At 61.7% G+C, this 21,181-nt stretch carries 21 protein-coding genes and 1 pseudogene; 11 read left to right on the forward strand and 11 right to left on the reverse strand.

What is annotated here, in order from left to right; all coding sequences use genetic code 11:
* Positions 1-253 precede the first annotated feature (253 nt).
* The 5 genes from AC3WOG_RS06335 to AC3WOG_RS06355 form a co-directional block, all read right to left on the reverse strand.
* On the reverse strand, positions 254-595 hold the full coding sequence (locus AC3WOG_RS06335; RefSeq protein WP_492577183.1) for a hypothetical protein: 342 nt from the start codon (positions 593-595) through the stop codon (positions 254-256).
* 3 nt (positions 596-598) lie between these two features.
* Positions 599-1,396, reverse strand: coding sequence for an alpha/beta hydrolase (locus AC3WOG_RS06340; protein ID WP_492577184.1), 798 nt, complete (start codon positions 1,394-1,396; stop codon positions 599-601).
* A 28-nt stretch (positions 1,397-1,424) separates the two neighbouring features.
* Positions 1,425-1,712, reverse strand: a complete 288-nt coding sequence (locus AC3WOG_RS06345; protein WP_492577185.1) for a GYD domain-containing protein — start codon at positions 1,710-1,712, stop codon at positions 1,425-1,427.
* Positions 1,713-1,864: 152 nt separating this feature from the next.
* A complete protein-coding gene (locus AC3WOG_RS06350; RefSeq protein ID WP_492579731.1) occupies positions 1,865-2,191 on the reverse strand; it encodes a hypothetical protein in 327 nt (108 codons plus the stop codon).
* 602 nt (positions 2,192-2,793) lie between these two features.
* Positions 2,794-3,597, reverse strand: a complete 804-nt coding sequence (locus AC3WOG_RS06355) for a helix-turn-helix transcriptional regulator (protein WP_492577186.1) — start codon at positions 3,595-3,597, stop codon at positions 2,794-2,796.
* 122 nt (positions 3,598-3,719) lie between these two features.
* Between AC3WOG_RS06355 and AC3WOG_RS06360 the strand changes: the two genes are divergently transcribed.
* The 6 genes from AC3WOG_RS06360 (at position 3,720) to AC3WOG_RS06385 (ending at position 11,191) form a co-directional block, all read left to right on the forward strand.
* On the forward strand, positions 3,720-5,123 hold the full coding sequence (locus tag AC3WOG_RS06360) for an APC family permease (protein WP_492577187.1): 1,404 nt from the start codon (positions 3,720-3,722) through the stop codon (positions 5,121-5,123).
* Positions 5,124-5,140: 17 nt separating this feature from the next.
* Complete coding sequence (locus AC3WOG_RS06365) at positions 5,141-6,253, forward strand: DmpA family aminopeptidase (RefSeq protein WP_492577188.1); 1,113 nt, start codon at positions 5,141-5,143, stop codon at positions 6,251-6,253.
* A 746-nt stretch (positions 6,254-6,999) separates the two neighbouring features.
* On the forward strand, positions 7,000-7,323 hold the full coding sequence (locus tag AC3WOG_RS06370; RefSeq protein WP_492577189.1) for a hypothetical protein: 324 nt from the start codon (positions 7,000-7,002) through the stop codon (positions 7,321-7,323).
* A 57-nt stretch (positions 7,324-7,380) separates the two neighbouring features.
* Positions 7,381-8,361, forward strand: coding sequence for a LysR substrate-binding domain-containing protein (locus AC3WOG_RS06375; protein WP_492577190.1), 981 nt, complete (start codon positions 7,381-7,383; stop codon positions 8,359-8,361).
* A 193-nt stretch (positions 8,362-8,554) separates the two neighbouring features.
* A complete protein-coding gene (locus AC3WOG_RS06380; protein ID WP_492577191.1) occupies positions 8,555-9,862 on the forward strand; it encodes an MFS transporter in 1,308 nt (435 codons plus the stop codon).
* An 81-nt stretch (positions 9,863-9,943) separates the two neighbouring features.
* Positions 9,944-11,191 (forward strand): metal-dependent hydrolase family protein, encoded by a 1,248-nt coding sequence (locus AC3WOG_RS06385; protein WP_492577192.1) that lies wholly within the window; start codon positions 9,944-9,946, stop codon positions 11,189-11,191.
* Positions 11,192-11,225: 34 nt separating this feature from the next.
* Here the strand turns inward: AC3WOG_RS06385 and AC3WOG_RS06390 are convergent, their stop codons facing one another.
* A complete protein-coding gene (locus tag AC3WOG_RS06390) occupies positions 11,226-12,137 on the reverse strand; it encodes a DMT family transporter (protein WP_492577193.1) in 912 nt (303 codons plus the stop codon).
* Between the two features lie 132 nt (positions 12,138-12,269).
* On the opposite strand from AC3WOG_RS06390, the gene AC3WOG_RS06395 reads away from it, so the two are divergent.
* From AC3WOG_RS06395 to AC3WOG_RS06405, 3 genes and pseudogenes are all read left to right on the forward strand, one after another.
* Positions 12,270-13,190 (forward strand): LysR family transcriptional regulator, encoded by a 921-nt coding sequence (locus tag AC3WOG_RS06395; RefSeq protein WP_492577194.1) that lies wholly within the window; start codon positions 12,270-12,272, stop codon positions 13,188-13,190.
* Between the two features lie 126 nt (positions 13,191-13,316).
* Positions 13,317-13,403, forward strand: a pseudogene (locus tag AC3WOG_RS06400) (hypothetical protein); the annotation flags it as partial.
* Positions 13,404-13,407: 4 nt separating this feature from the next.
* Complete coding sequence (locus AC3WOG_RS06405; RefSeq protein ID WP_492579732.1) at positions 13,408-13,713, forward strand: asparaginase; 306 nt, start codon at positions 13,408-13,410, stop codon at positions 13,711-13,713.
* Between the two features lie 44 nt (positions 13,714-13,757).
* Here the strand turns inward: AC3WOG_RS06405 and AC3WOG_RS06410 are convergent, their stop codons facing one another.
* The 5 genes from AC3WOG_RS06410 to AC3WOG_RS06430 form a co-directional block, all read right to left on the reverse strand.
* On the reverse strand, positions 13,758-14,555 hold the full coding sequence (locus AC3WOG_RS06410) for a hypothetical protein (RefSeq protein ID WP_492577195.1): 798 nt from the start codon (positions 14,553-14,555) through the stop codon (positions 13,758-13,760).
* A 126-nt stretch (positions 14,556-14,681) separates the two neighbouring features.
* The gene (locus tag AC3WOG_RS06415; RefSeq protein ID WP_492577196.1) at positions 14,682-15,305 is read right to left on the reverse strand and encodes a glutathione S-transferase family protein; all 624 of its coding nucleotides are present in this window, start codon (positions 15,303-15,305) and stop codon (positions 14,682-14,684) included.
* A gap of 144 nt (positions 15,306-15,449) precedes the next feature.
* The gene (locus tag AC3WOG_RS06420; RefSeq protein WP_492577197.1) at positions 15,450-15,758 is read right to left on the reverse strand and encodes an AtuA-related protein; all 309 of its coding nucleotides are present in this window, start codon (positions 15,756-15,758) and stop codon (positions 15,450-15,452) included.
* 1 nt (position 15,759) lies between these two features.
* Positions 15,760-17,118, reverse strand: coding sequence for an acyclic terpene utilization AtuA family protein (locus AC3WOG_RS06425; RefSeq protein ID WP_492577198.1), 1,359 nt, complete (start codon positions 17,116-17,118; stop codon positions 15,760-15,762).
* A 23-nt stretch (positions 17,119-17,141) separates the two neighbouring features.
* Positions 17,142-18,446, reverse strand: a complete 1,305-nt coding sequence (locus tag AC3WOG_RS06430) for a CitMHS family transporter (protein WP_492577199.1) — start codon at positions 18,444-18,446, stop codon at positions 17,142-17,144.
* A gap of 99 nt (positions 18,447-18,545) precedes the next feature.
* On the opposite strand from AC3WOG_RS06430, the gene AC3WOG_RS06435 reads away from it, so the two are divergent.
* Together AC3WOG_RS06435 and AC3WOG_RS06440 are read left to right on the forward strand one after the other, a co-directional pair.
* On the forward strand, positions 18,546-19,457 hold the full coding sequence (locus tag AC3WOG_RS06435) for a LysR family transcriptional regulator (RefSeq protein WP_492577200.1): 912 nt from the start codon (positions 18,546-18,548) through the stop codon (positions 19,455-19,457).
* Positions 19,458-19,780: 323 nt separating this feature from the next.
* Complete coding sequence (locus tag AC3WOG_RS06440) at positions 19,781-20,911, forward strand: IS110 family RNA-guided transposase (protein ID WP_492577201.1); 1,131 nt, start codon at positions 19,781-19,783, stop codon at positions 20,909-20,911.
* Positions 20,912-21,181: the final 270 nt, after the last annotated feature.

A 21,181-nucleotide genomic window follows, 5' to 3' on the forward strand; every position in this document is an offset into this window, starting at 1 on the left:
ATGGAAAGCTTCGCACAAGGCCGATCACGCGACCCACATCGTCCTCGCTAGAACGGCCACGTACGGTTCGGCATCATTGGTCGCTAACATCGCAACACCTCGAAACGAAATCTGTTTAGCCGGCGGCAACACATTTCCGTCGCATTGAAAGCCAGCTTAAACGGCGGCCCCGCGTTCGGGTGGAAGCGCAGGCAGGCAATGTTGCTCCCGCGAGGTGTGGCTACGGTCACGGAGAATCGTCGCGCTGCGGCGATCACCGCCCGGTCAGCATCCGGAGGATTTTCTGTACGATGCGCTCATGCTGCTCCAGCGCCTCATCGAGCGTACCTGCTCCATAGCTCTTGTTGTCTCGCGCCTGCATTCCGGCGATGCGCGTCAGGAACAACAGCGCCTCCCCGGTACTCGTTTCGGACACACCGCAGAAGCGGGTCGTGACCGTCACGCCGGATTCTTCCAGCAACGTGCGGCGGAAGATCAGTTCGTTCTCAGACATCCAGCGCGACCACTCGCTGCGGTTGAACACCTCGACAGGCCTGTTCTTCTCATCGAGGACGTAGAATCGCTCCCACTTGGGCGGGACAGAGCGGGATTTCATATTTCAATGGCAAGGCGCGAGCAGGAAGCCGATCGCGTCTTGCCACCAGGTATCGTCGACGTGCCCAATCCAGTCGTTATGTTCGGCCGCCTTCACGACCATCAGTTGTTTCGGATCGGCCAGCGCGTTGTAGAGCGCCTCGCCGAAGCGCGCGGGGACGATGCTGTCGCTTTGCGCAACCACGACGAGAACAGGGCGGTCGAACGACGCCAGGTGTGTCACGCTGTCGTATTGGTCGCGCAGCAGCCACTTCACGGGAAGCCACGGATAGTGGTAAGCGGCGACGTGCTCGAGCCGATCCCATGGCGTGATGAGCAGCAAGCCGGCGGTCTTGTCGCGTTCGCGCGAGCCGGCCGAGGCCACCACGCCGGCCCCGAGCGATTCACCGACGAGCAGCAGCGGCGTGCCGTAGAGGCGATGCGCAAGCGCGATGGTCTGTTGGGCATCGGCCACCAGAATCTCTTCGCCCGGCGCGCCGTCGCGTGGCCCGTAGCCAGGATATTCGGCGAGGATCACGCGTAGCCTAAGCCGGGTGAGCGCCGCGGCGTAGAACGAACGGTGTCCGGCGTGCCCTGCATTGCCGTGAAAGACGATGGCCGTGCCGCACGCCTTTCCGGCCGGCTCGGCCACGAGGCCCCGAAACGCCTCAGGTGTCGGCCAGGCGCGAAGTCCGCCGGACGCGAGGTCCTCGATTGCGGCCTTCTCAGGGAAGTAGATAAAACGATCCTGCAAGATGGCGACTCCTGCGAACACGGTCAGACACGCAACGGCGAGACGCAGTATCAACCCGGTGAATTTCATCGCCTCGAGCCCGATCCATCAATCTCCGTTAGAGTGCCGCGATGAACTCGTCCCACGGCGTCGCCTGGAGGGTCTCGGTGGCGGCGTGTCCGTAGCCGCGGATGATCAACGCCGCCCGCTCGAGCTGTTTCAGATCGTTCGACTCAACGACGTCCACGACGTCGAAGCGCCCGAGTGTCAGATAGCTGTTCTTCCAGATGACGGCAGGGCATTCGGCCTTGATCTTCCCGGCCACTGTGGAGGCGAGTTGCTTCAGGTCGCTGGGATCCTTGAACGCGTCAGGAGCGAGACGGCTGAGGATAACGTACGTAGCCATGACATACCTCCGTGCAAAAAATTGCTCCGCAATCGAGCACGGCAGTCACGCGGAAGCAAACGGCCGCGCCTCAAGCGGATGCGTTGCTGCGCGTCTTGATGGCGCCGAAGTGTAAATAGCCCCGGCGGGTTGGACCGGGGCCGTCAGGTAGGTCAGTGCAGTTGTCGCTTCAGGTCAGAAAGTTCCGAATGCATCGAACTGACTGCATCCATGATCCTGGCATCGAGACCGCCGGCCTGTTGGCAAGCGCGCTCCGCACGATTACCGATCCGTTCGAGATCGTCGACGCACTGCCGGATTCGATCCTCATCCTTGGACGACATGACCTTCTTTGCCGATTTGCATTCCTTATCGAGCTCATCCACCCAGTTCATCAAGTCCTTTGGAATCGCCGCGTCGGCATGGCAGGTCCGTGATGCCTCGCTGACGGTTTGCTGCAGATGAGTAAAGCGCTTCTGGATTTCACTGGCTTGCAACATGATGCCCCCCTTCTTGAACATCAGTTCCAGATGAATTCGGGCAGCAGATGACGGTGTGTTGCCCGTGCCATGGCCATTCGCCCGCTTCAATCGGCTGCCAGCGACGTTGCATTGCGTCAAAGCCGCACCCGAGCACGCGAAAGACGCCTTTCTAGTGTAGGTCATAATCGCTCGCCTGCTCTGATGTGTCCCCGAGAACCGGGCGTTGGGCTATCAACGATCAGTTCCCTGGGACTGTGGCTTCGGTCGGCGATGCCCCCTACCGTTGTGAGAGTTGCGGTGACATTCAGCGTGAAAGCTGCGAACCATGAATCAGGGGTTTATCTGCCGGTAGCCACACGTAGCGACGCTGACCGCCAGCGCTGCACCAGTGGAGATGTGCGCAGCCTTACCGGGCAATGAAGCCTGGACTACCTTCCGCTCGCCAACAGTTTTTGCGGATGTGATGCGACGAATCGGTCACTCGCCGAGACGGTTACCGGCAAGGTGCAAGTGACCGCTATAAAGGCCGACGATTGCCTTTAAGCGGATAACCCTTTGACACAGTCGAAGGTCTGCTTACCAAAGCGTGGGTCCAATGCGGTCGCAGCGGACTGGAGCAACTACCCAGCCTCATGCCCCAACGCCTGAATAAACAGTGAAAACAGTTCCGGCTGCGTTGAAATACTGAGTTTGTTATACAGATTGCGCCGGTGCACTTTCACCGTCTCGGGCGATATCGCCAGCCGTTCGGCAATAGCCTTCGAAGAATTACCACGCAGCACCAATCGCGCAATCGCCATTTCCCGATCCGACAGCAACGCCGCCCCAAACCCCGCCAACGCACGCTCGACGCGTCCCGACAGATCGCCACTATCGGCGCGCTTGCCCGGCTCGGTGGCGAGGCGTGCCGAATGTTGCCGGATCGCCGCAATTAGCCAGGGAGTGCATATCGTCAGCCGCCCGAGCGTCTCGACCTCGAAGCGCGTTTTCGCACCCAGCGACAACGACACCACGCCACCCGCAGGCGCAATATTGACGATCAACTGCAGCTCATCGTCGCCCACGGCATCGCGAAAGTAGCTCAGGAAATATTCGCTTTGCCGGAACAGATCGGGCGCGACCTCTTCGAGCCGATAGAGCCCGTCAGCTAACCCATCGTGCACGGCTTGCAAAAACGGATCGAGGAGATACAAACCATTCAGATACAGCGGCACCGGCGACGGCGCATCCGTGCCGCCGGTATCGTATTCCTCGAGCACGCGAGGCATCCCATCCGCGCCGACCAGCGCGGCGAGCGCGTTGTCGAACGGCATGATTTCGTTAAGCAGAAGAATCAGATTGCGCCAGAAGCGAGGCCCGCCCAAATGGTCGATCACGCGCGCCAGCGCCTGATGCATCGCTACTTCCGTGAACAGTCGATCCATGCGTCTCCACCTAATTGGCGTAACCCCAAGCGGTAATAGCGGTGCGTAAATTGGCTTCCTACACTCCGCCGGACAGTGCTGAAGTATGGGCGCTCAAAAAAGCCTTCGCAAAGGAGAGAAGCATGACGATCACGGAAACGTCGGTTGCGGCGCAGGCCGTCTCCGCAGGGTTGGGAACGTCCGGCGAGCTGAAGCAGTCGCTCAGCGTGCGGGACGTGGTGATGATTACCGTATCGGGGGTGACGCCCGCGAGCTCCATCTTCGTGATCGCGCCGTTTGCGATCCAGCAGGCGGGCAGCGGGGCGGTGCTGTCGTTTCTGCTAGGCGGCGTGCTCGCGCTGGCTTTCGCGCTGTGCTATGCGGAATTGAGCGCGGCGCACCGTAGCGCCGGCGGCGAGTATGTCATGGCCAAACGCGTATTCGGCGCGCTGCCGGGCTATCTGACCTTCATCGCGGTGCTGGCCGTCAGCGTGTTCATTCCTGCCGTGCTGGCGAGCGGCGCGGCGCCGTACCTGAACAACGCGCTCGGGACGAGCTTCAGCAATCAGTCGGTGGCGCTTGCGATTGTCGTGCTCAGTTACGTGCTGGGTATTCTCAACATCAAGACCAACGCGTGGATTACCGGTGCCTTCCTGACAGTCGAAGTGCTGGTGCTGCTGCTCATTGCCTACCTGGGATTTTCCGAGCCGCATCGGGCCTTAAGCGCGCTCGTGCATCCCGAAGTCGCGAGCAAGGGCACACTGATTTCGGCGACCGCGGCCGCCATCATCCCGGCCATCGGCACGGCGATCTTCTGCTACAACGGCTTCGGCGCCGCGGTGTTTCTCGCGGAGGACCTGGAAGGCGGCAACCATGGCATTGCGAAAGCGGTGATCTATTCGCTGGTGGTGATCTTGCTGGTCGAACTGATTCCGTTGACGGCAATCGTGCTCGGCGCGCCTTCGCTGGTCGATATGTCGAAGAGCGCTGATCCGATCGGTTACGTGGTCCGTGAACTGAGCAACCCGGTTGTCATGCGCGTGGTGAGCGCGGGGATTTTCCTGTCGGTGTTCAACGCGATCATCGCGATCGTGATTCAGGTGGGACGTCTGCTCTACAGCAGCGGCCGCCACGCGCTGTGGGTGCGCAGCTGCAATCATGCGTTCACGCGCATTCATCCGCGTTTCGATTCGCCGTGGCTGGCGACGTTGACGCTCGCGATTCCGTCGACGCTGCTGCTATTCGTGTCCAGCCTCGACGAACTGACCGCTTTCACGGTCGATCTGCTGCTGGTTATTTACATTGTGATTGCGCTGGCGGCGCTCGCCAGCCGGATCGTGCGGCGCGACGTCGAACATCATTACCGGATGCCGTTGTGGCCGCTGCCGCCGCTGGTAGCGATCATCGGCGCGAGTTACACGTTGTATACGACGATGCAGAGCGCGGCCAAGCCAACGGACCTGTACATCATCGGCGGATTGTTGGTGTTGGCGCTTGCGATGTATGCGGCGTGGGCGCGTCATAGCGTGAAGTTTCGCGAACTTTGAATCAAAGGAAACAGGCAATGCGAACAAGGGAACTCGGCATCCGTATCGGGCGTGGCACGCCAGGGCGTTTCAACGCGATTACCGACGTGGCCGGTGTGCGTGTCGGCCATCACACGTTGAACGTCGAAGCGGGCGATGCATCGATTCACACCGGCGTGACCATCATCGAACCGCGCGCCGGCAGCGCGCGCATGGAGCCTTGCTTTGCGGGCTGCCACATTCTGAACGGCAACGGCGACGCAACCGGTCTCGAATGGATACGCGAGGCGGGCTTACTGACTACGCCGATCGCCTACACGAACACGCACAGCGTGGGCGTGGTGCGCGACGCGCTGGTCGCCGCCGAGCGTGATCGAGCCCAAGGCGAAGTCTATTGGTGCATGCCGGTCGTGCTTGAAACCTACGATGGACTGCTGAACGACATCTGGGGCCAGCATGTCACGGCCGACCACGTTCTACGCGCGCAAGCCGAAGCGCGCTCGGGGGAGGTCAGGGAGGGATGTGTCGGCGGCGGCACGGGGATGATATGCCACGAGTTCAAAGGCGGCATCGGCACGGCATCACGTGTATTGAAGCCGTCTGAAGGCGGCTGGACCGTTGGGGCGCTTGTGCAGGCGAACTATGGGCGACGCGATGCATTGCGGGTTGCGGGATACCCGGTGGGTGAGGTGTTGGGGGATGTGCATTCACCGTTTAGGGAAAGCGAGGGCCGGCGTACTGGGGAAGCGGGCATGGGGTCGATTGCGGTGACACTGGCGACGGATGCGCCTTTGTTGCCGCATCAGTGCACGCGATTGGCGCAACGTGCGGGTGTTGGTGTTGCCCGGATGGGCGGGGGGACTGAGGATTCTAGTGGGGATATTTTTGTGGCTTTTTCCACTGGGAATTCTGGCCTGCCGGCGGCTGATTATGGGCGGACTGGGTTGGCTACTGCTACTGTGGCGATGGTTAATAACGATCATATCTCTTCAATTTTTGCTGCTGCTGCGGAGGCTGTTGAGGAGGCTATTGTTAACGCCCTGCTGGCGGCGACTGATATGCGCGCGCGAGGGGGCGCTGCGATGGCTATTGGGTCTGGGAGATTGTTGTCGGCCCTTCGGGAGGTTGGGTGGCGACCCGATGGCAGGTGAGCGCTAGTGCCTGCGCGGCGCTTTATATCTGTGTGCCTGCGGCGTTGGCCTTTCCTTGATTTGATATTGGTTTATTAGCGTTCCCCCTGTGCGGGGGGGGCACCTACTTTTCTTTGCCTGCCGCAAAGAAAAGTAGGCAAAAGAAAGCGGCTCAAACCGCTAGTTTTTAAGCGGGTCCCCTGGCTTGGAGGAGGCAGTGGAGCATCTGGAATCCGTGCCCTCGCGCACTCCGCGCTAGTGACAAGGCAGTCATGCTTCCGGCGGCGCTACGCGCGCCGTGGCGGTACTTCATCAAACCGCCTGCCAATTTCGCGTCAACGTTTTGCGCGGCGCGTTGGCTCACCCTTGCGTCCCCCATGCCTCGGCGCGGCACTCGCGTTTTGTCCGGCGCGGTAGCGCGCCGTTGCATTGCCAATCCTCACTGTCGTACCGGCTCTTCGCTACGCGTGATGGTCCGCACTCGCACATTCGTGCACTTCGCCGAGGCGAAGCCGATGGCCCCCATCAAACCAAAACGAAGCCCCTGGTTTCCCTTGCAGACCGTCCCGGCGAGCACGCAGTGCGAGGCGGGAAGAATGATGCGGGAGGCGCGTACGCCCAATTGGTTTTGAGAAGTACCGCTGCGGCGCGCGCAGCGCCGCCGGAAGAATGACGGCCTTGTCACCAGCGCGGAGTGTGCGAGAACACCGATTCCAGATGCTCCACTGCCTCCTCCAAGCCAGGGGACCCGCTTAAGATCTAGCGGTTTGAGCCGCTTTCTTTTGCCTACTTTTCTTTGCGGCCGGCAAAGAAAAGTAGGTGCCCCCCCGCACAGGGGGAACGCTAATAAACCAAAAAGAAAACAAGGAAAGGCCAACGGAAAGCAGGGAAAGGCCAACGGAAAGCAGGGAAAGGCCAACGGAAAGCAGGGAAAGGCCAACGGAAAGCAGGGAAAGGCCAACGGAAAGCAGGGAAAGGCCAACGGAAAGCAAGGAAAGGCCAACACCGTAGGCACACTGAACGAACGCGATCGGCGCATCGAAGCACTCGAGGCGGAGCTCGCGCAATTGCGGGAAGCATCGCAGGCATGATTTGACGCGGGCGTCGACCCGCTATGATGGTGTCAACGTCACTCGGCTGACACCATCATGCGCATCGCCCCTTTACCTCCGCTCCAATGCCTGATCGCATTCGAATCGGCCGTGCGGCATGCCAGCTTCACTAAAGCAGCCGCGGAACTGCATCTGACGCAAAGCGCAGTCAGCCGCCAGATCGCCCAGCTCGAAGACTTCCTCGGCCGGTCGCTGTTCGTGCGCGAGCACCGCGCTTTACGTCTGACGATCGCCGGCGAAGGCTACGCGAAGCATGTGCAGTGGCTGCTCGCCAATTGCTCGGAAGCCACGCTCGACGTGATGAAGCGATACGGCGATCTGGAATTGACGATCGCCTGTTCGTCAGGCGTCGCGGTGTTGTGGCTCACGCCGCGGCTCGGTGCCTTTCGCGCCGCTCATCCGAACGTCAAGATCAGGATGATCGTGCGCGACGGACTCGCGTCACTGTCGCCGGCGGAATTCGATGTGGGTCTGTACTACATCCGCCAGCGCGCCGAGCCGCATTTCACCGCTCGCCGTATTTTCGACGAGGAGGTGTACCCGGTTTGTTCGCCGGACTATCTGGCAGGCCGCGTGCTGGAACCCGCCGACCTCGCGCGCGAGACGCTGCTGATGCAGGAGGACGGTCAGCGGCAATGGATGTCGTGGTCAGAATGGTTCCGGCTCAATGACGTAAAAATGCCGACTTCGCCGCAGTCGGTCGTCGTCAATCACTATCCGCAACTCGTGCAAATGGCGATTCTCGGCCAGGGCGTGGCGCTCGGTTGGCGCCACATGATCGACGCGTGTCTGAACGAGGGGTTGCTGGTGCGCGCCACGCGCGCTTCAGCGAGCCACGGCGGCGGCTACTACGTCGTATCGCCTAACGACCGCGCGCAGAATCAGGCGGCGCGTCTGTTTACACGCTGGCTCTTCGAGCAGGCCGAAGCACAGATGAACGCGCAGATAAGCACGCAGATAAGCACGCAGATAAGCACGCAGATAAGCACGCAGACGGGCAAAGCCTCCGTCGCCTGAATGCCTTTCGCATGCGCTACGCGCATGCATGCATGCGAATCTTTCGTTTCGAAAACAAATCAGGTCTCTTCTAGGATCGGCATTGTGCATGCGACACGCGACGCTCGATTCCGACGCGTCGCCTTGCTGACAGATTTGCCGGACCAGCGGCCATGTAAGCAGCCACACCCGCAGCCAGATGAGGAAAGAGACCATGCAAGGAACGCTTTCATCCAACATCGCGATATCCGTCGATACGCTCGCGCGGCAACGGCGCCGCGCCATTATCGCCACTGTGCTCGGCAATGGGCTTGAGTGGTTCGACTTCACCGTCTATAGTTTTTTCGCGGTTATTATCGCCAAGCTGTTCTTTCCGACCGGCAATGAACTGACCTCGCTGCTGCTCGCCGTCGCCACCTTCGGCGTGGGTTTTTTCATGCGACCGGTGGGCGGCATCGTACTCGGTGTATACGCCGATAAAGTCGGAAGAAAGGCTGCGCTGTCGCTGACCATTCTGCTAATGGCTGGCGGCACCGCGCTGATCGGCCTCGCGCCGACCTACGAGCAGATCGGCGTGTGGGCGCCGGTTTTGATCGTGATCGCGCGTTTGCTGCAAGGTTTTTCGGCGGGCGGTGAAATGGGTAGCGCGACAGCGTTTCTCACTGAATACGCGCCGGCGGACAAGCGTGCGTTCTATTCGAGCTGGATTCAGTCGAGCATCGGTTTTTCGGTGCTGTTGGGCGCTGCGGTCGGCACGTTCGTGACGTCGAGTCTGAGCGCCGACGCGCTGCATTCGTGGGGCTGGAGAATGCCGTTCCTGATCGGCATTCTGATCGGCCCGGTCGGCTATTTCATTCGCAGCCGCATGGATGAAACGCCGGCGTTCAGCGCGGTCGCGGAAGAGGCCAGGAACGACTCGCCGCTGGCGGAAGTGTTTCGGCGCTTTCCGCGCGAAACCTTCGCCAGTTTTTCGATGGTGATTCTGTGGACGGTGTGCACCTACGTGCTGCTGTTCTATACGCCGACCTATTCGGTGCGCACGCTGCATCTGCCGCAATCGACGGGCTTTCGCGCCGGCATGTTCGGCGGTCTGATGATCATGTGTTTCTCGCCGGTGGTCGGCAGACTCGCTGACCGCTTTGGCCGCCGCCGCTTTCTGTCCGGCGCTGCCGCGTCGATCCTGCTGCTCGCATGGCCGATGTTCGCTTACATCAACCGCGCACCCGGCCTCGCTTCGCTGATGGTGTTTCAGGGCGTGTTCGGCTTGCTGATCGCCACCTACACCGGCTCGATTCTCGCGGCGTTCGCCGAACTGTTCCCGACCAAGGTGCTGTCGACGGGTTTGTCGGTCGCATACAACTTCGCGGTGACGATTTTCGGCGGCTTCGCGCCGTTCTTCATCACGTGGCTGATCGCGTCGACCGGCAGCAATATGGCGCCCGCGATCTACGTGATGATCGCCGCCGCTATTAGCCTCGTCGGCACTTTCTATGTGCGCGATATGCGCGGTGGCCGCGGCTGAAGCGGCACGCCTGGTTAACGAAAACCGGCGGAAAACCGGCGGAAAACTAGCGGGATTTCTTATCAAGTCAGGAAGATATCAATGAGCATCACAGTAATCGGCGGCGGCAACGTACTGGATCTGTCGCACGGCAGGCTGCTCGAGCATCATCATGTGGTGATCGAAGATGGTCGTATCGTCGAGGTTACCGATCGCCCGGTCGATCTGCCGAATGCGCGAACCATCGACGCGCGCGGCAAGACGGTGATGCCCGGTCTGATCGATTGTCACGTGCATGTGCTGGCTTCGCGTGCGAACCTCGGCCTGAATGCGGCGCAGCCTAACATCCTCACCGCGATTCGCGCGCTGCCGATTCTGAAGGCGATGCTCGGCCGCGGCTTTACGAGTGTGCGCGATGCGGGCGGTGCGGATTGGGGTTTGACGCAAGCGCTGGAAAGCGGGCTGATTCCGGGGCCGCGTATTTTTCCGTCGGGCAAGGCGTTGTCGCAAACCGGCGGGCACGGCGACTTCCGGCCGCGCGGCGACATGCTCGAACCGTGTTCGTGCTGCTTTCGGGCCGGGGCGATCGCGCGGGTTGTCGACGGCGTCGACGCGGTGCGCCTCGCGGTGCGTGAAGAGATTCAGAAGGGCGCTACGCAGATCAAGATCATGGCGTCCGGCGGCGTGGCGTCGCCGACCGATCCGATCGGCAACACGCAGTACGCCGAGGATGAAATCCGCGCGATCGTTGCCGAAGCAGAAGCGGCCAATACCTATGTGATGGCGCATGCGTACACCGGCCGGGCGATTTCCCGCGCGATTCGCTGCGGCGTGCGCACGATCGAGCACGGCAACCTCGTCGATGAAGCCGCGGCGAAACTGATGCATGAGCATGGCGCGTTCGTCGTGCCCACACTCGTCACCTACGATGCATTGGCCAAGTACGGCGCCGATTATGGTTTGCCGGCCGATTCGATCGCCAAGGTCGAAACCGTGCGGCAGGCAGGGCGCGACTCGTTGCAGATCTATGCGAAGGCGGGTGTGCCGATGGGATTCGGCTCGGACCTGCTCGGTGAAATGCACACGTTTCAAAGCGACGAACTGCGCATTCGCGCCGACGTGCTCGGCAATCTGGAAGCGCTACGCTCGGCCACCACGATCGCGGCGGATATCGTCGATCTGAGCGGCAGGCTCGGCGTCATCCAGGCAGGGGCGATTGCCGATGTGCTGGTGGTCGACGGCGATCCGCTCAAGGATATCGGCGTGCTGACCGGGCAGGGCGAGCGCATCGAGTATGTCTTGCAGCGTGGCGAGGTGGTGAGCGAGCGGGGCAGCGTCGCGTCACGGTGATGCAGGTGGTGTGCAGTGGCTGGCCTGGGCTCTTTCAAGCTTCTGCTGCGCTCACGCGCAATGCTGTCCATCGCACCGTCGCGAGGATCGACGCCGCGACGATCAGCGCACCGCCGATCCAAGCCGTCGTCGAAATCCGTTCACCTAACCAAAGGCATGCGAACAGCGCCCCGAACGCCGGTTCGCTGCCCATCAGCAGCGACACCCGCGTCGGACTGCTGCGTTTGATCGCGAAGTTCTGCACGAAGAATGCGAACAGCGTGCACGCGAGCACCAGATAGCCGACATAACCCCAGAACATCGCGTGTCCGGCCAGCGACGGCACCGGCTGCCACTGTTGCGGCACAAACAGCAACGCTACCGCCGCGCTGCCGAATGCGACCACGCCCGACTGCACGGCAGTCACCGACAAAGGCGGCAATGCCGAATCGCGCATCACCCGCTTGGTCACGCACACATTCAATGCTCGCAGCAGTGCGGCGAGCAGAATCAGCGCATCGCCCGGATTGAACGTCAGCGCGCCGTCGCCAGCCAGCAGCCAGGCGCCGAACAGCGAAAGCGTGACGGCAACCCATTCGATACGGCTCGGCCTGCGCTTGAGCAGCAGCCATTCGACGAGCGGCGTCAGCACCACACACAGGCTGATCAGAAACGCCGCGTTCGCCGCGCGCGTCAGCAGGATGCCGAAGGTCTCGCACAGAAAGATACCGAGCAGCAGCGCGCCGGCGATCAGCGCGCCGCGCAGCGTGCGGGCATCCGCTGCGCGCAAGTGGCGCAACGCGGGCGACAGGATAACGAAGGTGATGCCGAAGCGCATCGCCAGCAAACCCAGCACCGGATAAAACGCCAATGCGCTTTTGACGACCCCATAGCTGGTTCCCCAAACCACGGCGACCGCGAGCAGCATCAGATCGGACAGCAGGAGCAAGCGTTCTTGTTTCGACATGGCGGACCTCGAACAGATGAGTGCATATTGTCGAACTTTGCTTGGAAGGCGATAATCGGGTCATCGCGCATAGCCTTTATGTCGAGAATGCATTAATTGACCGGTTGATCCACTGCCTACGAGCGCGCCACGATGACCCCGACCGACCTTTTCGCCTTGCTGCCCGACATGGCGGTGTTCGCGCGCGTCGTCGATGCCGGCAATTTTTCGGTGGCGGCGCGTCAGCTCGGCAGCACGCCGTCCACGGTCAGCCGTCAGATCAAGCGTCTCGAAGACGCGCTGGCCACGCGTCTGCTCGAACGCTCTACCCGCAAGGTGCGGGTCACGGAATCGGGTGCCCAGGTGGTGCGATTCTGTCGCGACATGGTGAGCGCGGCGTCGGGCGCGGTCGATGCCGCCGGGCAACTGGCCGGCAGACCGCAAGGACGGGTGAGCGTCAGCGCGCCTACCGCGTTCGCGAAGACTGTGATTCACCCGCTGATTCCCGGCTTCCTGCGCGCCTACGATGAAGTCGATTTGCAGTTGCTATTTACCGATCACGACGTCGATCCGCTCGCCGACGATGTCGATCTGGTGATCCGCCTGACCGAGCATCCGCCGCAAGGTTTGGCGGGGCGCCGGCTGGGGTCGGTGCGCTGGCTGCTGTGTGCGTCGCCTGCCTATTTGCAGGCGCGCGGCACGCCGGCGCAGCCGCGCGATCTTCTGCAACACGATTGCATCTACCTCGGCGAGACCGCCGACGATAATCGCTGGCGCTTTCGCCGCGGCACGGAGACGCAAACCGTCGACGTGAAAGGGCGCTACATCGCCAATCATGCGGGCGCGCGGCTCGAGGCCGCGCAGCAGGATTTCGGCATCGCCAATCTGCCGGCGTTCGCTGCCGCCGACGCCCTGCAGCGAGCCGAACTGGTGCAAGTGCTCACCGACTGGAATCTCGAGGCGCGCGCCTATGTGGGCTCGGTGTGGTTGCTTTACCCGCCGAATCGCTTCTTGCCGCCGAAGGTGCGCGTGCTGATCGATTATCTGGCCGAGCATATTCACGACGCGGCGTGATCGATGGCGCCGTGCGCCACGATCGGCGAATCTGCGCGCAACAGCTCGCCCTGACAAAAGATGCTCGCGGGCGATCAGCGCAAGTAGAATCGCACGGATTTCCGTGATCACATCAGGAGGGCGCCGATGACAGCGCGTGAAGCGAGGCCGATTGCGGTCACCGTCTATCGTGGCGACGCGATCGAAAATACGCATGCCGCCCACGTCGCCGTGGTCGATGAAGAAGGCCGCTTGCTGTACCAGTTCGGCGACCCGTTGCAGTTATGCGATCGGTGTGCGCGCGTCCGGGCAGACCGCGCGGCTCGGCGCCAAAGGGGCACTCGGCATTGCGCTGAAGGTCGAGGACGGCAACCTGATGGTGCTGTACGCGCTTGCCGCGGAACTGCTTGTGCAACTCGGCATCGGCAGCGCGCAGCAACGCGCCCCGCTCGACGCATTCCGCCGACCGCCGATGCGCAACACGATGGGCATCGAGACCGGACATCTTTCGATCACGCTAGCACTCGAACCGCATTCGCAGTAAGGGCGGGTACACGAGCGTTTGCCAACGCGTCGTGTACGCGCTCGTCAAGCGGGCTTCGCGCCGTCCGGATCGGCCGCTTTAAAGCGGCTTTGCACGGCAATGAGCTGATCGTCGTTGGTGGCAACGAGCCATAAGCGCGCTCGCTCGACCATATGCCGGTTATGGTCCTTCAATGGACCCATTGAGACGCCGGCTTTCCATACCACCGGCGCGACGCGGCTCGTTCTTCCGGACGGCGTGCCGACCAGCAGGCAATAAGGTCCAAGCGGAATCGATACGAGTGGCAGAGCGGGGCTGGCGCGCACCCGCCAATCGATAAACGGTGTTTCGCTAAAGAGCAGCGGCGTGGGCAAGCCGTGCAGCACGGTGAAGTCATAAAGCGAGAGTTGTTCACGCATGCCGACATACACATGCCGAATATCGGCGAAAACCGCGGCGCGGATTTCATCGTCGAACATCGCTTCCTGCGCATAGCGTGCCATCGCTTGCCGGGCATCGAGCTGATAGGCGCTAAAAATACCAAGCTCGACGCAATCGTGCACGGCGCGTTGCACCTCGGCCGCCGAACCCCCTTCTTCCGGTTTGCCGAGCTGGGCGGCGTGCAGGAAGCGGGCGAGACCGGCCTCCTGAATGGCGGGGCCTTCGATCTTCGGATCGTCGACGGCGTCTTTGCCAAGCGCCACGTAGAGGTATTTTTCCGCGGCGAAACGTGACTTCTTGCCGTCGTCGAACTTGATTTCGCCGTCGACGCAGTCGAGATAGCGCGTGCCGATCCGGCCATGCTCCCAGACGTAATTCTTCAGGAAGGGACGTAGCGGATGCAGCCTTTCTTGGTCAGTCATTGCCAACTCCGGTGCCGCAGTGAGGTTTCCGGATGTTCGCACAACATCACGGCGCTGCACAGAAACCTCTTTAGCCGTCGAGTGGGCCAAGCAGGCCGTGAATGAGCAGGATGCGCACGTGCTGGGTCATGGGGTACCGTTTCTGCCGTACTGTCGATAGCCGCTGCGTACATCGAGCCGCTCGAAATACGCGGAGACGGCAGGGAGTTCCGGGCGTGCAAACGGCGTGCCGAACCAACGATTCACCGACAGTCCGATCGGAATGTCAGCTAGCGTAAAGTGCTCTCCGGCAACAAACTGTCCGGTCGATTGAAGTTGCCGGTCCAGGATTGTCATGTGTTTCGACCAGCTTGCGCAAGACATGGCAAGCGCTTGCTGATCCTGATGCAACGGCGATTGTCTGACCAGCGCGAGGAAAGCATAACTCCATGAGCGGTTCAGATCGGCCGCTTGCCAGTCGATCCATTGATCGATGCGTGCCCGCGCTTGTGGCTCCGACGGATAGAGATGCTCGCCGCCATAGCGGGAAACCAGATAGCGGATGATCGAATTGGATTCCCAGAGGACGAAATCGCCGTCCTTGATGACGGGAACCATGCCGTTTGGATTCAGGCGCAGGAACTCGGGCGTTTCAGTTGGCTGAAAGCCTGTGCCCCAGTCTTCGCGTTCGAACGCCAAGCCGAGTTCCGCGCAGGTCCAAAGCACTTTCCGAACGTTGATCGACGAGGCTTTTCCGAGGATTTTTAGCATGGGTTTGCGTGGTGTCCGAGTGGTGTCTGGCCGCTGTCAAGCAAGCGTAGCCCGGCGTTCAGCATCGCGACAGAGACAGTTCGCCGTTTCGCGGGCAGGACAGCGAGCTTTAAGCAATGGCTCCGGTTAGTCGCGCCCACATGCTTAGGGCGTGTCGATCTCCAGATCCATCAACGCAGAACTCAAAGACTTGCCGTGCGCGTCGAGCGCAAGCGAACGCGTCACGCCACCGCCTAGCGCTTCCGTCAGTACGAAATTGAATGCGCCAAGGTTCGGTAATTCAAAACGCGTCACCGTACCGTGCACGACGTCAGCCAGATGGGCTTTCACGCGTTCAGCGCTGACCTGCTGCCGCAGATGCTCATAATGCCGCGCGTCGTAGCAAATCACCGAAACGTTCAGCGTGTTGCCTTTATCGCCGGTTCGCGAATGGGCAAGTTCCCGCAGTTTCATCTCAAGCCTCCACAAACTCGAACGACGGGCTGACGTGCGTCCTCGGCAACAGAATGGACTGCACGGCGAGCACCTCGCGGGTTGCTTTCGTGACGCCGCCACCGCCCGCTGGGCCATTGGTATAAAGCGTCTCGAGCTCGTTGCCGATCTGTGCGGCTTGCTCGACCGAGGCTGTGCGCCCGGCTACGCGAGCGCGGACTTCATATGGCTCGGCGCCGCGCGCACCCGCAGTCTCGCCGTGCAGAGCATTCAGGCCGATCAGGTCGAAACGCAATTCGCGCGTTTCGACGCCGGTCAATTCGAGCCGTTCCCGAACGATATCGAGCGCGAGCCGCGCCCGTTCGACCGCGCCCGGACCGCCGTAGGAAATTTGCCCTTCGCCGATAAAGCCGTCCGCATACGCAACCGACACCTTCAGCGTATCCGTGCACGGCGTGCCGCGGCCGCCTGTGACACGTACGCGGTCATGCGCTTCCTGAAGCACGCGAACCTGCGTAAAGTCGGCGACGACATCCGGTTGCAGATAGCGTTGCGGGTCATGAATCTCGTAGAGCAATTGTTCCTTGCAGCTTGCCTCGGTGACACAGCCGCCCGCATGCGGCACCTTCGTGATGGCGACGGAACCGTCAGCACTGACTTCGCCGATCGGAAAGCCGAGGCGTGCGAGGTTCGGCACATTCTTGAAGCCCGGATCGGCAAAGTATCCGCCTGTCACCTGTCCCGCGCACTCGAGCAGATGGCCGACAACGGTCGCCTGTCCCAGCGTCGTCCAATCGTCCATGTTCCAGCCGAATTCGTGGATCAGTGGCGCGGTGAAGAGCGACGGATCGGCGACCCGGCCCGTCAGCACGATGTCCGCGCCGGCCGCCAGCGCTTCGACAATCGGCGCGGCGCCGAGATAGGCGTTGGCCGAGACGAGGCGGTCATGAAATGACGCGACGCTTTCGCCCGACTCCTCGAAGCGGAATTCGCCTTGCAGCACGACGTCGAGCACGTCGTCGCCGGTGACGGCGGCGATCTTCAAGCCGGTCAGGCCTAGCGCGCGTGCGATTCGCGCTGCTTCGCGCGCGGCGGCTCGCGGATTGGCCGCGCCCATGTTTGAGATGATCCGCACGCCATTGCGTACCGCGACGGGCAAGACAGCCTTCATCCGTGCCGTGAGAAGCGGGTCATAGCCAAGCTCAGGATCTTTGCGCCGCGCCTGTTGGGCAATGGCGATGGTTCGCTCGGCCAGGCACTCGAACACCAGGTAGTCGAGTGCGCCGTGTTCCGCCAGTTCGACCGCAGGCTCGATGCGATCGCCCGAATAGCCGGCGCCCGCGCCAAGCCGGACAACGTGAGCGTGTGAAGTTGCCGCCATGCTGGTATCGCCCGTGAATGCACTCATAGAGGAAAAACGCCCAGCACGACGCACGCGATCGTCATCACGATCGATGCGCCGAACAGAAGCGGAAACGTAAATTTCTGATGGTCCGCGAGATCGATGCCGCATAAGCCGACCACGAGGAACGTCGCGGGTGTCAGCGGACTGACCGGAAAGCCGGTGGTCATCTGGCCGAGCAGCGCCGCCTGACCGACATGCACCGCCGGCACGCCGAGTTGCGCCGCCACTTCGGCGATGACCGGCAGCACGCCGAAATAGAACGAGTCGGGATCGAACAGCATGCTGAGCGGCATCGCGACGAGGCCGAGCGCGACCGGAATGTGGCCGGCCATCGCGGGCGGTACAAAGCCGACGGCCGCCTGAGCCATTGCCTTCAGCATGCCGCTGCCCTGCATGACGCCGGTGAATACGCCGGCGGCGAGAAGAATGCCCGCCATCATCAGCGCGGCGCGCGCATGCGCATCGATCCGCTTGCGCTGCATGTCCACGTTCGGGTAGTTCACCATCAACGCGATGCACAAACCGACCATGAACATGATCGCCGGCGGGATTTTCTCGCCCATCACGACCATCGTGCCCAGCACGATCAGCGTCAGCACAATGTTGAACCAGAAGTTTTGCGGACGGCGCAGCGCCTGTTCGTCCGGCGTGAGTTCACGTTTCGGCAGCGGGACGGCGCCGTCGGCGGTGGAGAAACCGAGACGCTTTTCTTCGCGCCGGCCGAGCCAGTACGCGACGCCGAAGACGAACACGAGGCCGGCGATCTGCACCGGAATCAGTGGATTGAAAAGCGCGGCAATGGGTAGATGAAGCGACGCCGACGCGCGGATCATCGGTCCCGTCCACGGCAGAAAGTTGATGCCTGCCGCCATCGATACTGCAGCCGCGAGCACCCGTCGATCCATTTTCAGGCGGTCATAGAGCGGCAGCATCGCGGGAATCGTCACCAGAAAGCACACCGCGCCCGAGCCATCCAGATGAATCAGCAGTGCGAGCAGCGTGGTGCCCATCACAATCCGCGTTGGTTTCGTGCCGACTGCACGAAGGATACGGTCGATGATCGGATCGAGTGTGCCGGCATCGGTGATCGTGCCGAAATAGAGGATCGCGAACACGAACATGCCGACCACCGGCGCGAGGCTCTTCAAACCGTCGATGACGAATTTGCTCGTCTGCAGCCCGAAGCCGCCGATCAGCGATGCGGCGATCGGCACGATAATCAGCGCGACCAGCGGCGACATGCGTTTTGAAAGGATCGCCCCGAGCAGGACGACGATGGTGGCGAGCCCCAGCAATGGCAGCATCTGCGTGTCTCCGAACTTGTTTTTTAGTGCATACCAGCGTAGTTTTGTGACGACGATAAAGCAATTGAAATGATTTGATTGCAGCAATCACGAAATGTAATGGATCTGAATCTTCGCGATATCCGGGCGTTCATCGCCGTGGCGCAGGCAGGCAACTTCACGCGGGCGGCGGCGCAGTTGCATCTGTCGCAGCCTGCTTTGACGGTGCAAATCCGCCGCCTCGAGGAGACGGTCGGCGCGCGGCTATTCGATCGCAATAGCCGCAACGTGGCGTTGACGCCGACGGGACGTGAACTGCTGCCGGTGCTGCAAAAATCGCTCTACGACATGGAGCACGTCTTGCTCGATGCCCGCGCACTCGGTGACGGCTCGACGGGGACGGTGCGCGTTGCGTGCTTGCCGTCGTTTGCGGCGAGCCTGCTACCCGATCTGATACGCGCGTTCAAACACGATTTCCCGCGAGTCGGTTTCCATATTCGCGACGTGGTGGCGGGCATGGTGAACACGCTGGTGCGCAACGAAGAGGTCGACGTCGGTTTGACTGGCGGCGAACTATCCGATTCGGCGCTCGAGGTGCTGCACGTCGCGGAAGACCGTTTGGTGGTGGTTTGTCCAAAGGATCATCCACTGGCACGCAAACGCCGCATCACGCTGAAGGATCTGGTCAGCTTGCCGCTCGTGCTGACGGCGCGCGGCACGAGCGTGCGGGCGGTCGTCGATGCCGCGCTGGCGAACGCCCACTGCACGCCCGAGGTGAGTTGCGAACCGACCTACATGATGACGGCGGTAGCGATGGTACGCGGCGGCCTTGGCGTGACGATTCTGCCAGGCTCGGCACGCGAAGTGCTGGCGGAGTCGAAGCTGGCGGCCCGATCGATCGACGACCCGGCCTTCGTGCGTCCGATCGCGTTAGTAAAGAAGCGTGGACGAACGCTGTCACCGGCGACGAATGCCTTTGTTGCCGTACTATTGCAAAGCTTGGAAAGCGAACCGGCTACGCATTCGCGATAAGGTGTCAAGTCGCCGAGGTTTTCTTTTATAGCCCCACCGTGTAACGAATAACCCACTGGTTTCCCTTGCAAACCTTTCCGACGTGCACGCAGTGCAAGGTGGGAAGAATGACTGCCTTGTCACAAACGCTGAATGCGCGAGAACACAGATTCCAGATGTTCCACTACCGCGACTGCGCGAGGAACCCGCTTAGCATTAGACAGTATGACTCCCGTGAGGCAAGGGCTGGCCTGCCGTGAGGAATCAAACGCGGGTTAGCATTGCTACCAGAGCCGCACGGTGCGGACGGGCCGCACCCGGCGAATTCCGGCACGGAGGCCAGCATGGAACACGATAGCACGCTGTACGTCGGTTGCGACGTTCACAAGGATTCGATCACGGTTGCCTATGCACTCGATGCGGGCGAGGTTGAACTGCTCGGCAAGACCGGTACGAGGCAGGCCGATATCGATCGCCTGTGCAAGCGCCTGCAGTCAAAGGCGCCACGCATCCGGTTCGTCTACGAGGCAGGCCCGTGCGGCTACGGGCTTTACCGTCAACTCGTGAACAAGGGTTTCGACTGCATGGTGTGCGCGCCATCGCTGATTCCCAAAAAACCAGGCGAGCGGGTCAAGACCGATCGGCGTGATGCGTTCAAGCTGGTACGTTCACTGCGCGCTGGCGACCTGTCAGCCGTGTACGTGCCCGGCGTGGACGACGAAGCGTTCCGCGATCTGGCGCGTACCTGGGTCAGCGCCAAAGATGATCTGAAGCGTGCACGGCAACGGCTGAAGGCTTTCCTGCTCTCGCATGGGGTGCGCTATACAGGCCGCGCCGACTGGGGAGCGGCGCACCGGCGCTGGCTGGGCGCGTATGCATTCGACAGTGCATGGCAGCAGCTGGCGTTCGAGGAACATCGGCGCGCGATCGAGGACCGCCTCGCTCAATGCGCGCGACTGGAGGCCGCGTTGCGCGAAGCGGTCCCCAACTGGCGCTTCTATCCGGCCGTGCTGGGCCTGCAGACCATGCGCGGCGTGCAGTTCACCACGGCGGTGGGCATGCTCGCGGAGCTGGGTGACCTGTCGCGTTTTGCCCATCCGCGCCAGTTGATGGCCTGGCTGGGCGTGACGCCCTCGGAACACTCGTCAGGCGAGAAGCGCCGTCAGGGCAGTATCACGAAGAACGGCAACAGCTACGCGAGAAAGCTGCTCGTCGAAGCGGCCTGGAGCTACCGGCATACGGCCCGTGTCAGTCCCGACATCCAGCGCCGCCACGAAGGTATCCCCAAGCCGATCGTGGATCGCGCCTGGGACGCACAGGTGCGGCTGTGCCGACGCTATCGCAAGCTCATCGCGCGCGGCAAGCAGAAGAACATCGCGGTGGTCGCGGTTGCCCGCGAACTGGCAGGTTTTATCTGGGACGTCAGCCGGCTCGCGATGTCGCTGGCCGTACCGCACGAGGTGTCCCTGGCATGATGCAGCACACCCCTCACCCCTTGCGCTCACCCTGAGCACTGGAGGAGTTTCCTGAAGGCGGCGTAGCCCGGCACACGAGTAACCCGCGACACCGCTACGCAACGGATTGCATCCGACTTGCGGCTTTAGATTGCGGCAGGCTCATTGGGCGGACCTCTGTAATGCGGTACCCAACCCGCGGATATCAGCGTGATCCACCGTCGAGATGTACTGCTACGTCGCCCTCAGGAAATTCAGGTAAATATGAATTTGAGAAACCGAAAAACCGAT

This window comes from Paraburkholderia sp. FW306-02-B, assembly GCF_058782725.1.

Bases quoted from the DNA above. Each gene is read 5' to 3' on its own strand.
- AC3WOG_RS06335 (WP_492577183.1), bottom strand. From the start codon at position 595: ATGAAATCCCGCTCTGTCCCGCCCAAGTGGGAGCGATTCTACGTCCTC.
- AC3WOG_RS06340 (WP_492577184.1), bottom strand. From the start codon at position 1,396: ATGAAATTCACCGGGTTGATACTGCGTCTCGCCGTTGCGTGTCTGACC.
- AC3WOG_RS06345 (WP_492577185.1), bottom strand. From the start codon at position 1,712: ATGGCTACGTACGTTATCCTCAGCCGTCTCGCTCCTGACGCGTTCAAG.
- AC3WOG_RS06350 (WP_492579731.1), bottom strand. From the start codon at position 2,191: ATGTTGCAAGCCAGTGAAATCCAGAAGCGCTTTACTCATCTGCAGCAA.
- AC3WOG_RS06355 (WP_492577186.1), bottom strand. From the start codon at position 3,597: ATGGATCGACTGTTCACGGAAGTAGCGATGCATCAGGCGCTGGCGCGC.
- AC3WOG_RS06360 (WP_492577187.1), top strand. From the start codon at position 3,720: ATGACGATCACGGAAACGTCGGTTGCGGCGCAGGCCGTCTCCGCAGGG.
- AC3WOG_RS06365 (WP_492577188.1), top strand. From the start codon at position 5,141: ATGCGAACAAGGGAACTCGGCATCCGTATCGGGCGTGGCACGCCAGGG.
- AC3WOG_RS06375 (WP_492577190.1), top strand. From the start codon at position 7,381: ATGCGCATCGCCCCTTTACCTCCGCTCCAATGCCTGATCGCATTCGAA.
- AC3WOG_RS06380 (WP_492577191.1), top strand. From the start codon at position 8,555: ATGCAAGGAACGCTTTCATCCAACATCGCGATATCCGTCGATACGCTC.
- AC3WOG_RS06385 (WP_492577192.1), top strand. From the start codon at position 9,944: ATGAGCATCACAGTAATCGGCGGCGGCAACGTACTGGATCTGTCGCAC.
- AC3WOG_RS06390 (WP_492577193.1), bottom strand. From the start codon at position 12,137: ATGTCGAAACAAGAACGCTTGCTCCTGCTGTCCGATCTGATGCTGCTC.
- AC3WOG_RS06395 (WP_492577194.1), top strand. From the start codon at position 12,270: ATGACCCCGACCGACCTTTTCGCCTTGCTGCCCGACATGGCGGTGTTC.
- AC3WOG_RS06405 (WP_492579732.1), top strand. From the start codon at position 13,408: ATGAAGAAGGCCGCTTGCTGTACCAGTTCGGCGACCCGTTGCAGTTAT.
- AC3WOG_RS06410 (WP_492577195.1), bottom strand. From the start codon at position 14,555: ATGACTGACCAAGAAAGGCTGCATCCGCTACGTCCCTTCCTGAAGAAT.
- AC3WOG_RS06415 (WP_492577196.1), bottom strand. From the start codon at position 15,305: ATGCTAAAAATCCTCGGAAAAGCCTCGTCGATCAACGTTCGGAAAGTG.
- AC3WOG_RS06420 (WP_492577197.1), bottom strand. From the start codon at position 15,758: ATGAAACTGCGGGAACTTGCCCATTCGCGAACCGGCGATAAAGGCAAC.
- AC3WOG_RS06425 (WP_492577198.1), bottom strand. From the start codon at position 17,118: ATGGCGGCAACTTCACACGCTCACGTTGTCCGGCTTGGCGCGGGCGCC.
- AC3WOG_RS06430 (WP_492577199.1), bottom strand. From the start codon at position 18,446: ATGCTGCCATTGCTGGGGCTCGCCACCATCGTCGTCCTGCTCGGGGCG.
- AC3WOG_RS06435 (WP_492577200.1), top strand. From the start codon at position 18,546: ATGGATCTGAATCTTCGCGATATCCGGGCGTTCATCGCCGTGGCGCAG.
- AC3WOG_RS06440 (WP_492577201.1), top strand. From the start codon at position 19,781: ATGGAACACGATAGCACGCTGTACGTCGGTTGCGACGTTCACAAGGAT.